Origin of the sequence: Limnobaculum xujianqingii (assembly GCF_013394855.1) — a bacterium.
GTDB classification, from domain to species: Bacteria; Pseudomonadota; Gammaproteobacteria; order Enterobacterales; family Enterobacteriaceae; genus Limnobaculum; species Limnobaculum xujianqingii.
This window is the reverse complement of record NZ_JABMLK010000001.1, coordinates 1157165-1172317: the sequence shown is the minus strand read 5'-3', so window position 1 is coordinate 1172317 and position 15153 is coordinate 1157165. Positions and strand designations below refer to the sequence as shown.

12 protein-coding genes are annotated in these 15153 nt (G+C 45.4%); 11 read left to right on the top strand and 1 reads right to left on the bottom strand.

The annotated features are described in order from the left end of the window. Positions 1-47: 47 nt before the first annotated feature. The 7 genes from ihfB to kdsB all read left to right on the top strand — a co-directional run bounded on the left by ihfB (position 48) and on the right by kdsB (position 6724). Positions 48-332, top strand: a complete 285-nt coding sequence (ihfB, locus tag GOL65_RS05455) for an integration host factor subunit beta (protein ID WP_130590810.1) — start codon at positions 48-50, stop codon at positions 330-332. 260 nt (positions 333-592) lie between these two features. After that, positions 593-2431: a DNA internalization-related competence protein ComEC/Rec2 gene (locus GOL65_RS05450; RefSeq protein ID WP_179038182.1), complete on the top strand. Its 1839-nt coding sequence runs from the start codon at positions 593-595 to the stop codon at positions 2429-2431. A 19-nt stretch (positions 2432-2450) separates the two neighbouring features. After that, entirely contained in the window at positions 2451-2885 is a 435-nt protein-coding gene (locus GOL65_RS05445) for a hypothetical protein (RefSeq protein WP_140919209.1), read from the top strand. 34 nt (positions 2886-2919) lie between these two features. Beyond that, complete coding sequence (gene msbA / locus GOL65_RS05440) at positions 2920-4668, top strand: lipid A ABC transporter ATP-binding protein/permease MsbA (RefSeq protein WP_140919208.1); 1749 nt, start codon at positions 2920-2922, stop codon at positions 4666-4668. Further along, positions 4665-5645 carry a tetraacyldisaccharide 4'-kinase gene (lpxK, locus tag GOL65_RS05435; protein WP_140919207.1) on the top strand — a complete coding sequence of 327 codons (981 nt, stop codon included), beginning with the start codon at positions 4665-4667 and terminating at the stop codon, positions 5643-5645. The genes msbA and lpxK overlap by 4 nt, the downstream gene beginning before the upstream one ends. 147 nt (positions 5646-5792) lie before the next feature. Continuing rightward, positions 5793-5975, top strand: coding sequence for a Trm112 family protein (locus tag GOL65_RS05430; RefSeq protein WP_140919206.1), 183 nt, complete (start codon positions 5793-5795; stop codon positions 5973-5975). Then, positions 5972-6724 carry a 3-deoxy-manno-octulosonate cytidylyltransferase gene (gene kdsB / locus GOL65_RS05425; RefSeq protein ID WP_140919205.1) on the top strand — a complete coding sequence of 251 codons (753 nt, stop codon included), beginning with the start codon at positions 5972-5974 and terminating at the stop codon, positions 6722-6724. The genes GOL65_RS05430 and kdsB overlap by 4 nt, the downstream gene beginning before the upstream one ends. A 68-nt stretch (positions 6725-6792) precedes the next feature. Here the strand turns inward: kdsB and elyC are convergent, their stop codons facing one another. After that, the gene (elyC, locus tag GOL65_RS05420) at positions 6793-7548 is read right to left on the bottom strand and encodes an envelope biogenesis factor ElyC (RefSeq protein WP_140919204.1); all 756 of its coding nucleotides are present in this window, start codon (positions 7546-7548) and stop codon (positions 6793-6795) included. Positions 7549-7710: 162 nt separating this feature from the next. Between elyC and cmoM the strand changes: the two genes are divergently transcribed. Genes cmoM through mukB form a run of 4 tightly spaced genes read left to right on the top strand, consistent with a single transcriptional unit; the run spans position 7711 to position 15011 of the window. Next, positions 7711-8514 (top strand): tRNA uridine 5-oxyacetic acid(34) methyltransferase CmoM, encoded by an 804-nt coding sequence (gene cmoM / locus GOL65_RS05415; protein ID WP_228723061.1) that lies wholly within the window; start codon positions 7711-7713, stop codon positions 8512-8514. Continuing rightward, positions 8511-9833: a chromosome partition protein MukF gene (mukF, locus tag GOL65_RS05410; RefSeq protein ID WP_130590802.1), complete on the top strand. Its 1323-nt coding sequence runs from the start codon at positions 8511-8513 to the stop codon at positions 9831-9833. The genes cmoM and mukF overlap by 4 nt, the downstream gene beginning before the upstream one ends. Beyond that, positions 9814-10530, top strand: coding sequence for a chromosome partition protein MukE (mukE, locus tag GOL65_RS05405; protein WP_130590801.1), 717 nt, complete (start codon positions 9814-9816; stop codon positions 10528-10530). The genes mukF and mukE overlap by 20 nt, the downstream gene beginning before the upstream one ends. Beyond that, positions 10527-15011, top strand: a complete 4485-nt coding sequence (gene mukB / locus GOL65_RS05400) for a chromosome partition protein MukB (protein WP_140919202.1) — start codon at positions 10527-10529, stop codon at positions 15009-15011. Before mukE ends, mukB begins: the two co-directional genes overlap by 4 nt. The last annotated feature ends 142 nt before the right edge of the window (positions 15012-15153 follow it).

The window sequence follows — 15153 nt, the reverse complement described above, 5'->3', positions numbered from 1 at the left end:
AGCAATGCTGCCCCTTCGGTAGTTGAGCTGATAAGCTTGGAGGAACGATGACCAAGTCTGAACTTATAGAAAGACTCGCTAGTAGACACACTCATTTACCAACTAAATCAGTTGAAGATGCAGTGAAAGAGATGCTTGAACATATGGCTGTAACTTTAGCCGGTGGTGAACGCATCGAGATCCGTGGGTTTGGCAGTTTTTCTCTTCACTACCGTGCCCCGCGTGTTGGACGTAACCCTAAAACGGGTGAGAAAGTGGAACTGGAAAGCAAATATGTTCCTCACTTCAAACCAGGTAAAGAGTTACGCGATCGTGCGAATATTTACGGTTAATAATCCGTAAATCCTTGCCTGTTTGACTTAATTGTAAAATCCGGACCAGTTAATCTGTTCCGGATTTTTTATTGGCTCTAATGTTATAAATTACAGAAAAATTCGACCAGCCTCGCATCCCTGATGTAACCTCTTGCAAGTGTTATAAAATATTGCCTTCCGGTTCGATGTTCTGTTTTTCTTGATTCGTTCTGTAATAGATATCCATTTATAAAGTTGAATAACAAAACAGTATCAGATGTTATTCAAGGATCTCTATTTTGCGTTCATCCCTCTCAATCGATCTCATTTCATGTGCGGTGATTAGCGGTACTTTACCTTTGCTATTTCTTCCCAAATTACCTTCTTCATTGATTTGGTGGTCGGTTGCGGGAATTGCATTGATGTGTGCGGGATGTTGTGGAAATAAGAGAAGGCTTTTCTCTATTATATTACTCAGTTTTCTATGGAGTACGTGGTATGCCGAAGGGGTTTATCGTCAGGTTAACCGCTATGTAGAGCGTTCAGCTCAGGTTCAGGGAGAAATCGTTAGCGCTGATATCAATACAGAAGAGTCTCAATTTTTGTTGCTACGAGTGAAGCAGATAGATGGCCAGCCATTACCATGGACTGAATATTTCACCTTACCACTTCATTTTTCGATGAACGATCAGGTAATTGCCCGACAAATGGCGGCAGGACAGCAATGGCAGTTAAATCTGTCATTCAAAGCGGTTCACAGTCGTTTAAATCAGGAGGGTTATGATCAACAGCGTAAGGCTATGGCTATTCACCAACCTCTGGTTGGGCAAGTGAAATCGGCAAAAATACTCGATAAATCAATAGATATCCGACAGAAATTAATTTGTCGGGTGCAACAAACCATAGCATCTTTAGCAACTCAGGATATCATTTTAGCCCTGGCATTTGGTGAGCGGGGAGGGATGTCATCGGAACGAAGGTCACTGTTTTTACAAACGGGAACCGCGCATCTGATGGCGATATCAGGTTTACATATTTCTCTGGCGGCCCTGGTAGGCTGGATTTTAGCCAGAGGTATACAGTACTTTTTCCGTAATCGTTATATAGGGTTGTGCTTCCCTATACTATTGGGATGGATAACCGCAACCCTATATGTTTGGTTATCAGGGGTAAATCCTCCCGTTTTAAGAGCCTTTCTGGCGCTTTCATTCTGGATGTTACTCAGAGCTAAAGGCATTAACTGGACGCCATGGCAGGTTTGGTTGCGTATCATTACATTATTATTGATATTCGATCCGTTGATGATTCTATCGGATAGTTTATGGCTATCCTGTCTGGCGGTTGCCGGATTGATTTTTTGGTTTCAGTGGGTTCCATTGCCTGACTGGATAACCTTCTGTTATCGGGTTTTAGCTCGTTGGTTTCATCTACAGTTAGCCATGATGATTTTACTTATACCAGTACAGCTTTTTATGTTTCATGGTATTAGTTGGACATCGTTGCCTGCAAATCTTGTTGCTGTACCCGTGGTCTCGTTTGTAACTGTTCCGGCAATATTACTGGGATTGCTTTTTTTCTGGTTACCATCTATAGCAATGTTATTTTGGTGGATTGCCGATTACTCATTATCCGGCGTACTGTTTATACTGGAAGAGTTACAACATGGATGGGCCAGCGTTACCAGTTCAATGCTGTTATTTAGTGGGCTAGGCTGGCTGCTGATAATCTGCTGGCGTCTCTCATTATGGCGCTGTGGGTTGTTTACACCATGGGTAACTTTCATCACTATTCTGGTTCCATTCTGGCAAAAGCCTGATGAGAAATGGCGAATTGATATGCTGGATGTCGGCCATGGTTTAGCTGTGGTTATTCGACAGGGAGAGCATGCCATTATTTATGATACCGGTAATCGCTGGAATGGTGGCTCCATGGCAGAAAAAGAGATAATGCCATTTCTAAACTGGCATCGTTTATCGTTGCTGGGCATGATTATCAGCCATCAGGATATGGATCATATCGGTGGTCTGGAAGTATTACAGAAAGCCTATCCTGAGGCTTGGTTACGCACCCCTGTGATTTCATCAGGAGGAAGTTGTCAGCAGGGAGATAGTTGGCAATGGGGGTCATTTAACCTTTAATGTGCTTTGGCCAACGGTTTTGGCTACTCATGCTTATAATGCCAACTCTTGTGTCTTGCGTATCAGTGATGGTAAATACAGTGTCTTATTAACGGGAGATTTGGAAAGCATCCAGGAACTAAATTTAGTTAAGCATTATGGCAATGCGTTGGATAGTGATATTTTACAGACTCCACATCATGGAAGTAAAAGTTCATCCACAGTCGCCTTTATACAGGCGGTTAATCCACAGGCTACATTAACTTCGGTATCACGTTATAATCCCTGGCATCTCCCGGCTAAAAGTGTGGAACAGCGATATAAAAAGTCCGGGGTAAGATGGATTTCTACTGCAAAATCCGGTCAGCTTAGTGTATTGTTTTATAAAGATAAATATAGAATATTAACCCTCAGAGAGCATTTTATACCCCGTTGGTATCACCAGTGGTTTGGTTCTTTGCTTCATAATGAGTAGAATAACGCGCTATTTCGCATAATGTTGGTAACTAATGTTGAATGATAAAGACCTAACTACGTGGCAAACATTTGGCCGTTTATGGCCATTGATTAAGCCATTTAAGCTCGGATTAATTGTCGCTGCCGTGGCGCTGATTTTGAATGCCGGTACTGATGCTATGATGCTCTCATTACTGAAACCTTTGTTGGATGATGGTTTTGGTAAAACGGGAAGCAACGTATTAGTCTGGATGCCATTGGTTGTGCTTGGGCTGATGGTCATGCGCGGCATTACCAGCTATGTATCAACCTATTGCTTGTCGTGGGTTTCTGGCAAGGTGGTCATGACCGTTCGTCGTCGACTATTCGGTCATATGATGAATATGCCAGTTTCTTTCTTTGATCAGCAGTCAACGGGAACGCTATTGTCCCGTATAACTTACGATTCAGAACAGGTTGCTTCCTCTTCTTCTGGTGCTTTAATCACAGTAGTTCGTGAAGGGGCTTATATACTGGCTCTGTTTAGCATCATGTTTTATAACAGTTGGCAGCTATCTTTGATTTTGGTAATTCTGGCACCGGTTGTCTCTTTTGTTATCCGCTTCGTTTCCAAGCGTTTTCGCAGTATCAGCAAAAATATGCAAAACACCATGGGACAAGTTACCGCCAGTGCTGAACAGATGCTAAAAGGGCATAAAGAAGTATTACTGTTTGGCGGTCAGGATGTAGAAACCAACCGTTTTAATAAAGTTAGTAACAGAATGCGCCAGCAAGGTATGAAGATGGTTGCTGCATCGGCCATCTCTGATCCTATTGTCCAACTGATAGCCTCAACGGCGCTGGCGTTGGTACTGTTTGCCGCCAGCTTCCCGAGCATTATGGATACCTTGACTGCGGGTACCATAACCGTGGTGTTCTCTTCGATGGTGGCATTGATGAAGCCACTTAAATCGTTAACTAACGTGAATGCTCAATTCCAACGCGGTATGGCTGCCTGTCAGACACTATTCGCCATTCTGGATATGGAAACAGAACAAGATACCGGAACCTTAAAAGTTGACCGTGTACAGGGCAATGTTGAACTGCGTAATGTGACATTTACCTATCCAACCAAAGATGAACCGGCATTAAGAAATATCAATTTGACGATCCCTGCGGGAAAAACCGTAGCATTAGTTGGTCGTTCTGGTTCTGGTAAATCAACGATAGCTAATTTATTGACGCGTTTTTATGACATTCAGGAAGGTGAAATTCTGATTGATGGTCATGAAATTCGTGAATATACCCTGGCATCGTTGCGTTCTCAGGTGGCGGTAGTTTCTCAAAATGTTCATCTGTTTAATGACACTATTGCCAATAATATCGCTTATGCCCGCACCACTGAATACTCTCGTGAAGATATAGAAAAAGCAGCCACCATGGCTTATGCCATGGATTTCATCAATAAGATGGATAATGGCCTCGATACCGTAATTGGCGAAAATGGGGTGCTGCTATCCGGTGGTCAACGTCAGCGTATTGCTATTGCCCGGGCATTATTAAGAGATAGCCCAATTCTGATCCTTGATGAAGCTACTTCTGCTCTGGATACCGAATCAGAGCGGGCTATTCAGGCTGCGTTGGATGAATTGCAGAAAAACCGTACTTCTCTGGTGATTGCCCATCGCTTGTCCACTATTGAGAAAGCAGATGAAATTCTGGTTATTGAAGATGGACGTATTGTTGAGCGTGGCAATCATGAAACATTGATTAAGAATAGTGGCGTTTATGCCCAGTTGCATCGGATGCAGTTTAGCCAATGATCGAGCGCATCTGGTCCGGTGAATCCAAATTATACTTACTGCTGTTGCCGCTTTCCTGGCTATATGGCTTGATTAGCGGTTTAAGGCAGCTTGGATATCGTTGTGGCTGGTTGAAGTCATGGCGTTCGCCGGTACCGGTTGTGGTGGTAGGTAATCTGACCGCGGGTGGTAATGGTAAAACGCCAGTAGCGATTTGGCTGGTGGAGAATCTACAGCGTCAGGGCATTCGTGCTGGTGTAGTATCCCGGGGATATGGTGGAAAATCTGCCCACTATCCTCTGGTATTAGATCAAAATACTACGACAGAAGTTGCAGGAGATGAGCCAGTGCTCATCTTCCAGCGTACAGGAGTGCCAGTAGCCGTTGCTCCAGTGCGTTCAGATGCAGTAAAAGCCTTACTTAATCAATTTAAGCTGGATGTCATTATCACTGACGATGGTTTACAACACTATGCATTGCAGCGGGATGTTGAACTGGTCGTAGTTGATGGTACCCGACGTTTTGGTAATGGCTGGTGGCTGCCCGCAGGCCCAATGCGTGAACGAGCAGGGCGTCTGGCCTCTGTTGACGCTGTGATTACCAATGGGGGTAAAGCTCGGGAAAATGAAATACCCATGGAGCTCAAACCAGGAGAAGCAGTTAATCTGCTGAGCGGTGAGCGCTGCCAGGTTATTGGTCTTCCCCGAATTGTGGCAATGGCCGGAATCGGTCATCCTCCTCGTTTCTTTCAAACCTTAAATACTCTTAATGTGCAACCTGAGCAAACTCATGCTTTTGCCGATCATCAGCCATATACTGAGGCTTTATTAGCTGATCTGGTCAATACAGAACAAAACTTACTGATGACAGAAAAGGATGCGGTAAAGTGCAGGGCCTTTGCTCAAAACAATTGGTGGTATTTACCCGTTGATGCTCAGTTTCCAGCTGAAAGTGCGGAGAAATTGTTAGCATTAATTATGAGTAAAATTGAGAAATAATAGTCCCTTCTTGGTTTTGTTGAATAACTAAAACACATCTTGCTTAATCAAGTATCCATACGGTGTTTATCATTAAACCTTCGGGTGAAATATGATATTCTTGCCCATCACAAAGTTGTGTTACTCGTCCGATAATAGAGGTCGTGCATGGATCATCGTTTGCTGGAAATCATTGCTTGCCCGGTTTGTAATGGGAAACTCGCATTTAATAAAGAACATCAGGAACTGGTTTGTAAGATTGATGGTTTAGCTTTTGCTGTTCGTGACGGTATTCCTGTATTGCTTGAATCAGAAGCACGAAAACTGACGTTAGATGAGAAAACAGCATGAGTTTTATTGCAATTATCCCTGCGCGTTACGCTTCAACTCGTTTACCGGGTAAACCACTGGCGGATATTGCAGGTAAGCCAATGGTGGTTCACGTTATGGAAAGAGCACTGGAGTCAGGTGCTTCCCGAGTGATAGTGGCAACCGATAATATTGATGTACAAAAAGCCGTAGAAGCAGCTGGTGGTGAAGTTTGCCTTACCAGCCTTCACCATAATTCAGGAACTGAGCGTTTAGCTGAAGTCATTGAACGTTACCAATTCGGTGATGATGAAATCATTGTTAATGTTCAGGGTGATGAGCCGCTAGTGCCCCCAGTAATTATTCGTCAGGTAGCGCATAATCTAATCGGTGCTGATGCAGGTATGGCGACACTGGCTGTGCCAATTAATTCTGTTGAAGAAGCGTTTAATCCGAACGCAGTGAAAGTCGTTATCAACAGTGAAGGCTATGCGCTCTATTTTTCAAGAGCGACCATTCCCTGGGATCGCGAACGCTTTTCTGTTTCTCAGAAGGAAATCGGTGATTTTTATCTGCGTCATATAGGTATTTATGCTTACCGGGCTGGATTTATTCGTCGTTATATCAGTTGGGAGCCAAGCCCGCTTGAGCAAATAGAAATGCTGGAGCAGCTAAGGGTGTTATGGTATGGCGAGAAGATTCACGTTGAAGCCGCGATTGAAGTTCCTTCTGTTGGAGTCGATACGCCAGAAGATTTGGCTCGAGTTCGGGAAGTCCTCGGCCATAAATAAAATTTATCCGGGCATAAAAATAAGCCGTTCAGGATGGTTCCGAACGGCTTATTAAGATCAAATAACAACTACTCTTTGATGGTTAGCCATAAATTACCCAGCGTTTCGTACCATGCGCGTTCACTGTGTGACAAGTAGAAAGCAGAAGGGAAAGCTTTTTCCCAAGGATTAAGTGGCCCTAAGGTTGCAAGCTGATTAGCTGGAGCGGGGATAGGGTTTAGCCCTTCCTTTTGGAAAATACGCATTGCTCTGGGAAGATGGTTAGCAGAGGTCACTAATAAGAGTGTTTTTTGCTGAGCTATTTGCGCGACTGCCTGAGCTTCCTCTATTGTATCTTTGGCCTGTGGCAAAATAATGATGTCCTGTTCGGGAACGCCTAAACTTTCAGCCACCATTGCCGCGACTTTGGCATTAGGTAGAGGGTTAGAAATAGCTGCTGCCCCACTAAAAATCATTTTAGCGCCGGGGTGCTGGCGATAAAGACGAACACCCTCAGTAACTCTTGGTAAGCTATTAGGAAAAAGATTAGAACTGGGAGCCCATTCTGGATTGTAAGTATAACCACCACCCAGAACCACAATATAGTCGATGGGTTCATTTTTTTGATAAGTAGCATACTGATTTTCTATCGGCATCAGCAATCTGTCAGCAACCGGTTGCAGACTTAATAACAATAAACCAAGCCAGCTTACCGTAAGTAGTGTTTTAGCACTTTTTTGCCAGCGACTAAACCAAAGTAACAGTAAAGCAATAGCCATTAACAATAGTAGAAAAGGCAAAGGAAGAAGCAAGTTGCCGATAATTTTTTTTAAAATAAAAAGCATGTTTTTTCCGAAAAATAGGTGTTTTTTGTATAAAAAAACATCATCTGAATATCCAGACAGGATGAATAAGATTTATTCTATACCAGCCTGTGTCAAAATAGCAGGCTGATATAATAAGAGACGCATTTGTGAGTTATGGTAATAAAGTCTGGCGGAGTTAATTTGAGAGCCACCAAAGATCGTAATTTTGATGATATTGCGGAAAAATTTTCCCGCAATATTTATGGTACGACAAAAGGCGAAATTCGTCAGGCAGTGTTGTGGCAGGATCTCGAGAATCTGCTGTCACTTATGCCTCAGCGCCCTCTACGCATTCTTGATGCTGGTGGTGGTGAAGGGGTAATGGCCTGTGAGATGGCTGCACGCGGGCACCAGGTGATTTTCTGTGATATTTCAGCCGAGATGTTGAAGCGGGCAGAATTGGCCGCGGCAGAAAAAGGTGTGAGCCAACAAATACAATTTATTCACTGTGCAGCAAAGGATGTATCAGATCATTTAGAACAGCCGGTAGATCTGGTATTGTTTCATGCAGTTTTAGAATGGGTTCAGGATCAACGTGGCACGCTGGAAGCGCTGATCCAATGCCTGCAACCAGCAGGCATGTTATCATTGATGTTTTACAATTATAACGCACTGTTATTTCGTAATATTACGTTAGGTAATTTTGGCTACATTGAAGCCGGGATGCAAAAAAAGAAAAAGCGAACGCTGTCACCTGACCGACCATTGGAACCTCAGAAGGTCTATAATTGGCTGGATGAAATGCAGATGGTTACCATCGGTAAGAGCGGGGTCCGGGTTTTTCATGATTACACACAGAATAAACAACAACAGCAGCAGGATTTTGCTGCCTTGCTGGCACTGGAACTACGCTATTGCCGACAAGAGCCGTTTGTCAGTTTGGGACGTTATATTCATGTGATAGCACAAAAGCCAAACGAGTCGAACGTAAAGGATGAACTATGAGTGATTTTTCCCAGACTGTACCGGAACTGGTCGCCTGGGCTCGTAAAAATGATTTTTCATTGTCGTTACCAACAGAACGTCTGGCATTTTTATTAGCCATTGCCACACTGAACAGCGATCGGCTGGATGGTGAAATGAGTGAAGGCGAGCTGGTTGATGCATTCAGACACGTCAGTAAAGGGTTCGAGCAAACTCACGAAACCATTGCCGTACGTGCCAACAATGCTATCAACGACATGGTGAAACAACGACTTTTGAACCGTTTTACCAGTGAACTGGCAGATGGTAATGCTATCTATCGTTTAACGCCTTTAGGTATAGGTATTACGGATTATTATATTCGTCAGCGTGAATTCTCTTCACTGCGTCTCTCTATGCAGCTATCGATTGTTGCCCAGGAATTGAACCTGGCGGCCGAAGCGGCTGAAGAGGGCGGTGATGATTTCCATTGGCACAGAAACGTATTCGCCCCGCTCAAATACTCGGTGGCCGAAATTTTTGACAGTATCGATCTCACCCAGCGCATAATGGATGAGCAGCAACAAAACGTAAAAGATGATATCGCTGCCCTGTTAGGTAAAGACTGGCGTGCTGCTATTTCGAGCTGTGAAGCCTTATTGATGGAAACCTCCGGTACTCTGCGAGAATTGCAGGATACTCTGGAAGCCGCCGGGGATAAACTTCAGGCTAATTTATTGCGCATTCAGGATGCCACAATGAACAATTCTGAATTGTTGTTTGTTGATAAATTGGTATTGGATCTGCAATCTAAACTGGACCGTATTATTAGCTGGGGCCAGCAAGCCATTGACCTGTGGATTGGCTACGATCGCCATATCCATAAATTTATTCGTACTGCGATAGATATGGATAAAAACCGAATCTTCTCCCAGCGCTTACGTCAATCATTACAAACCTACTTTGATCAGCCATGGGCGTTGACTTACGCCAATGCTGAACGTTTGTTTGATATGCGTGACGAAGAGTTAGCGTTGCGCAGTGAAGAGGTTACCGGTGAGCTTCCACCAGATTTAGAATTTGAAGAATTTACCGAAATGCGAGAGCAAATCGCAGCGCATATTGAAGTTGCTCTTGAGGTCTATCGACGGGATGCCCGGCCGCTGGATCTTGGTGCAGTTATGCGTAGCTATTTGACTCAATTCCCACGCTCCCGCCACTTTGATGTAGCCCGACTGTTAGTCGATCAGGCCGTCAGACTTGGTGTGGCAGATGCTGATTTCTCCGGATTGCCTGCCGAATGGCAGTCGATTAACGATTACGGAGCCAAGGTGCAGGCCCATGTCATCGACAAATATTGAACAAATTATGCCGGCAAAGCTGGCTCAGGCAATTGCCAATTCACTTTTCCCGGCACTTGATAGCCAATTGCGCTCTGGTCGCCATATCGGTATTGATGAGCTGGATAATCATGCTTTTCTGATGGACTATCAGGATGAGCTGGAGCTGTTTTACCAACGTTATAACGTTGAGTTAATTCGGGCGCCAGAAGGGTTCTTCTATTTGCGCCCTCGCTCTACTACGCTCATTTCTCGCTCAGTTCTGTCCGAGCTGGATATGATGGTAGGTAAGATCCTTTGTTATCTCTATCTCAGTCCGGAGCGACTAGCTCAGGAAGGTATTTTTAGTGGTCAGGAGCTGTATGAAGAGCTGATTTCGCTGGCGGATGAAAGTAAATTATTAAAATACGTCAATCAGCGTTCTACCGGTTCCGATCTTGACCGTCAAAAACTGCAGGAAAAAGTCCGAACTTCCCTTAACCGACTGCGTCGTTTAGGCATGGTTACTTTTATGGGAACGGACAGTACTAAGTTTAGAATTACCGAAGCGGTTTTCCGTTTTGGCGCGGATGTTCGCAGCAGTGATGACCCAAGAGAAGCGCAACTGCGCATGATTCGTGATGGTGAAGCGATGCCGCTGGAAAACAGTTTGTCACTGTCTGATGATGACCAGAATAATGAAAACGTGGCGGATAGCGCGGAGGATGAACAGGAATGATTGAACGCGGTAAATTTCGCTCACTAACGCTGGTCAACTGGAATGGCTTTTTTGCCCGTACCTTTGATCTGGATGAGTTAGTCACTACTCTTTCCGGTGGTAACGGGGCAGGAAAATCCACCACTATGGCGGCTTTCGTTACTGCTTTGATTCCCGACCTGACGCTGCTTCACTTCCGTAATACTACGGAAGCCGGTGCAACCAGTGGTTCCAGAGATAAAGGTCTGTATGGTAAGTTAAAAGCCGGTGTGTGTTATGCCACGCTGGACGTGGTTAACTCTCGCCATCAGCGCGTTATTTGTGGGGTTCGCTTACAGCAGGTTGCTGGTCGTGATAAGAAAGTGGATATTAAACCATTCACTATTTCTGGCTTACCGGCAGCAATACAGCCAACTCAAATTCTGACTGAAACCGTCGGTGAGCGTCAGGCTCGCGTCTTGCCTCTGCCTGAGTTAAAAGAGCGGGTTGAAGCCATCGAAGGCGTTCAGTTTAAGCAATTTAACTCCATTGCCGATTATCACGCCCTGATGTTTGATCTGGGTGTTATTCCTAAGCGTTTACGCTCTTCTTCCGATCGCAGCAAGTTCTATCGTCTGATTGAAGCATCACTGTATGGTGGTATTTCCAGCGCCATTACCCGTTCATTGCGGGATTACCTGTTGCCGGAAAACAGTGGGGTGCGTAAAGCCTTCCAGGATATGGAATCAGCGCTGCGGGAAAACCGCATGACGCTTGAAGCGATTCGGGTTACTCAATCTGACCGCGATCTGTTTAAGCATCTTATTTCCGAGGCAACCTCGTATGTGGCAGCGGATTACATGCGTCATGCCAACGAACGACGGGTTTATCTTGATGGCGCATTAGTGCTGCGTCGTGAGTTGCTTACCAGTCGGGCACAATTGGTTACAGAACAGTATCGCCATGTTGAAATGGCAAGAGAACTGGCTGAGCAGTCCGGAGCACAATCCGATCTTGAAATGGATTACCAGGCTGCCAGCGATCATCTCAACTTAGTACAAACGGCTATGCGTCAGCAGGAAAAAATCGAGCGCTATCAGGGCGATCTGGATGAGCTGACTTACCGTTTAGAAGAGCAAAATGAAGTTGTTGCTGAATCCAGCGAACAACTGGCTGAATATCAGGCTCGTACTGAGGGCTCTGAACTTGAAGTTGATGAACTAAAAAGCCAACTGGCTGACTATCAACAGGCGCTGGACGTACAGCAAACCCGGGCTATCCAATATCAGCAGGCATTAACCGCGTTGGAACGAGCCAGGGAAGTATGTCAGTTACCGGAGTTGACCGCAGACAATGCAGATGAATGGTTAGAAACCTTTACTGCCCGCGAGCAAGAAGCTACCGAAGCATTATTAGCACTGGAGCAAAAGCTTAGCGTAGCCGATGCGGCTCACAGCCAGTTTGAAGAAGCCTATCAACTGGTTTGCAAAATGGCCGGTGAAGTTAGTCGGGCAGATGCCTGGAAGACAGCAAAAGAGTTATTGCGCGACTGGTCATCACAGCAGCATCAGGCAGAACGCGTCAATGCGTTGCGAATTCAGCTCTCTGAGCTGGAGCAGCGTTTACGCGAGCAACAAGATGCAGAACGTCTGCTGCAAGAATTCTGTAAAAAAGCCGGACATGACTATCAACTGGAAGAGTTAGAAGAAGTTCGTAGTGAACTAGAGATGCGACTGGAAGAGCTGTCTCAGGGCGCCGCCAGCTTTGGCGAACAGAGAATGACGTTGCGTCAGGAACTGGATCAAGCCAATAGTCGTATTAAGCAGCTATCCGATCGAGCTCCTGTCTGGATTACCGCTCAGGATGCGCTTACTCAGCTCAGTGAGCAGTGTGGCGAAAGTCTGGAAAACAGCGCTCAGATTACCGAGCAGATGCAGTATCTGTTAGAGCGTGAGCGCGAAACGACCGTTGAGCGCGATCAGATATCACAGCAAAAAAGTTTAATTGAGCAGCAAATTGAACGACTGAGTCAGCCAAGTGGTGCGGAAGACAGTCGCCTGCTGGCTTTAGCCGAGCGTTTTGGTGGCGTGTTGTTATCTGAGATTTATGATGATGTGGTACTGGATGATGCACCTTATTTCTCCGCATTATACGGACCAGCTCGTCACGGTATCGTAGTTCCGGACCTTTCTCTGTTACGCGAACATTTAGATTCTCTGGAAGATTGCCCGGAAGATTTGTATCTGATTGAAGGGGATCCCCAGTCATTTGATGACAGCGTCTTTGAAGCGGAAGAGCTCACGGGCGCAATCGTTGTTAAAGTTTCCGATCGCCAGTGGCGTTATTCACGTTTCCCTGAGGTGCCATTATTTGGTCGGGCAGCACGTGAGAATCGTCTGGAAGTATTGAGTACTGAGCGTGAAGAGCTGGCAGAACGTTATGCCACTATCTCTTTTGATGTACAAAAAACGCAGCGTCTACACCAAAGCTTTAGCCGTTTTGTAGGTACACATCTTTCGGTAGTGTTTGAAAGCGATCCGGAAGCGGAAATACGCCAGTTAACTTCCCGTCGTAATGAGATTGAGCGTGAGCTAAATGGTCATGAAGGGCAGGAACGTCAGCATAAGCAGCAACTCGATCAGACCAAAGAGAGCATCAGCCAGTTAAACCGCATCATGCCATTGTTACATCTGATGGGTGATGACTCCCTGACTGAGCGTGTTGACGTTATTCGGGAAGATCTGGAAGAGGCGCAGGAAGCTGCCCGCTATGTTCAACAACATGGCAACACGTTAAACAAACTTGAGCCGTTAGTTGCCGTGCTGCAAAGCGACCCAACGCAGCATGAGAATTTACAGGCTAGCTATGCTCAGGCACAAACCGTGCAGCGTCAGGCCAAGCAGCAGGCTTTCGCATTGACGGAAGTGGTACAGCGCCGGGTTCACTTCAGTTACAGTGATTCTGCTGGCATGCTGACGGAAAACTCTGATTTGAATGATAAGCTGCGTCAGCGTCTGGAACAGGCGGAAGCTGAACGTAGTCGCGCCAGAGAGCAGTTAAAATCTTATCAGGCTCAGGCAGCACAGTTTAATCAGGTATTAGCATCCCTTAAGAGTTCTTACGATGCTAAACGAGAGATGCTGAAAGAGTTAGGGCAGGAGCTGCAGGATATTGGTGTTCAGGCCGATCCAGATGCTGAAGCCAGAGCTAAACAACGTCGTGATGAGCTGTATGCCGGACTTCATCAGAATCGCCAGCGCTGTAATCAGTTAGAAAAACAAATTACCTTCTGTGAAGCCGAAATGGATAATTTACAGAAGCGCTTACGTAAAGCCGAACGTGAATATCATCAGATTCGTGAACAGGTGGTAACCGCGAAAGCCGGTTGGTGTCTGGTCATGCGTCTGGTTAAAGATAATGATGTTGAACGTCGTCTGCATCGTCGTGAATTAGCCTATATGGATGCAGACGAACTGCGTTCAATGTCGGATAAAGCATTAGGTGCATTGCGCCTGGCCGTTGCTGATAACGAACATTTACGTGATGTACTTAGAGCCTCGGAAGATCCTAAACGCCCGGAACGAAAAATTCAGTTCTATATTGCGGTTTACCAGCATCTGCGTGAGCGTATTCGTCAGGATATTATTCGTACCGACGATCCGGTTGAAGCCATTGAACAAATGGAAATCGAACTGGCCCGCCTGACGGAAGAGTTAACGGCCCGTGAGCAGAAGCTGGCTATCAGTTCCAAGAGCGTAGCAAACATTATTCGCAAAACTATTCAGCGCGAACAGAATCGTATTCGTATGTTGAACCAGGGCTTACAGGCCGTGGCCTTTGGTCAGGTTAAGAGCGTGCGTTTGAATGTGAATGTGCGTGAAGCTCATGCGACATTGCTTGAAGTTCTTTCTGAACAGCAAGAGCAGCATCAGGATCTGTTTAGCAGTAACCGTTTAACCTTCTCTGAAGCTTTAGCCAAACTTTACCAGCGCTTGAATCCACATATTGATATGGGGCAGCGCACAGCCCAAACCATTGGTGAAGAGTTGCTGGACTATCGTAACTATCTGGAGCTGGAAGTTGAAGTGTATCGCGGCTCTGACGGCTGGTTGCGTGCAGAAAGTGGAGCCTTGTCAACCGGTGAAGCTATCGGTACTGGGATGTCAATTTTGGTGATGGTGGTTCAGAGCTGGGAAGAGGAATCAAGGCGTCTACGTGGGAAAGATATTTCGCCATGTCGTCTGCTGTTCCTGGATGAAGCCGCGCGTCTGGATGCCAACTCTATTGCGACACTGTTTGAGCTTTGCGATCGTTTAGAGATGCAGTTGGTGATCGCGGCTCCGGAGAACATTAGTCCGGAGAAGGGAACAACCTATAAGTTGGTTCGTAAGGTATTCCAGAATCATGAACATGTTCATGTGGTTGGCCTTAAAGGGTTTGCAGCCGATAAAGAGCCTGCTAAAGTTGAAAGTGAAGCGAAAAAAAGTGATGAACCAGATGTTTCTGAAGAGTTGTTACAATAAAACGATGTTAGATTATTGTTTATTGTTATCTTGTTAAGATAATCTGTGTTTAAGGTCGCCGAAAGGCGGCCAATTTTTCGAATGCCAATTTATACAGGATGTTTGGTAGAAATGTTTTAATAAGAGCGCATGTTTATCAAGC

Excerpts from the sequence above, each read along its gene's own strand:
- ihfB (WP_130590810.1), top strand. The coding sequence starts at position 48 with ATGACCAAGTCTGAACTTATAGAAAGACTCGCTAGTAGACACACTCAT.
- msbA (WP_140919208.1), top strand. The coding sequence starts at position 2,920 with ATGTTGAATGATAAAGACCTAACTACGTGGCAAACATTTGGCCGTTTA.
- lpxK (WP_140919207.1), top strand. The coding sequence starts at position 4,665 with ATGATCGAGCGCATCTGGTCCGGTGAATCCAAATTATACTTACTGCTG.
- GOL65_RS05430 (WP_140919206.1), top strand. The coding sequence starts at position 5,793 with ATGGATCATCGTTTGCTGGAAATCATTGCTTGCCCGGTTTGTAATGGG.
- kdsB (WP_140919205.1), top strand. The coding sequence starts at position 5,972 with ATGAGTTTTATTGCAATTATCCCTGCGCGTTACGCTTCAACTCGTTTA.
- elyC (WP_140919204.1), bottom strand. The coding sequence starts at position 7,548 with ATGCTTTTTATTTTAAAAAAAATTATCGGCAACTTGCTTCTTCCTTTG.
- mukF (WP_130590802.1), top strand. The coding sequence starts at position 8,511 with ATGAGTGATTTTTCCCAGACTGTACCGGAACTGGTCGCCTGGGCTCGT.
- mukE (WP_130590801.1), top strand. The coding sequence starts at position 9,814 with ATGTCATCGACAAATATTGAACAAATTATGCCGGCAAAGCTGGCTCAG.
- mukB (WP_140919202.1), top strand. The coding sequence starts at position 10,527 with ATGATTGAACGCGGTAAATTTCGCTCACTAACGCTGGTCAACTGGAAT.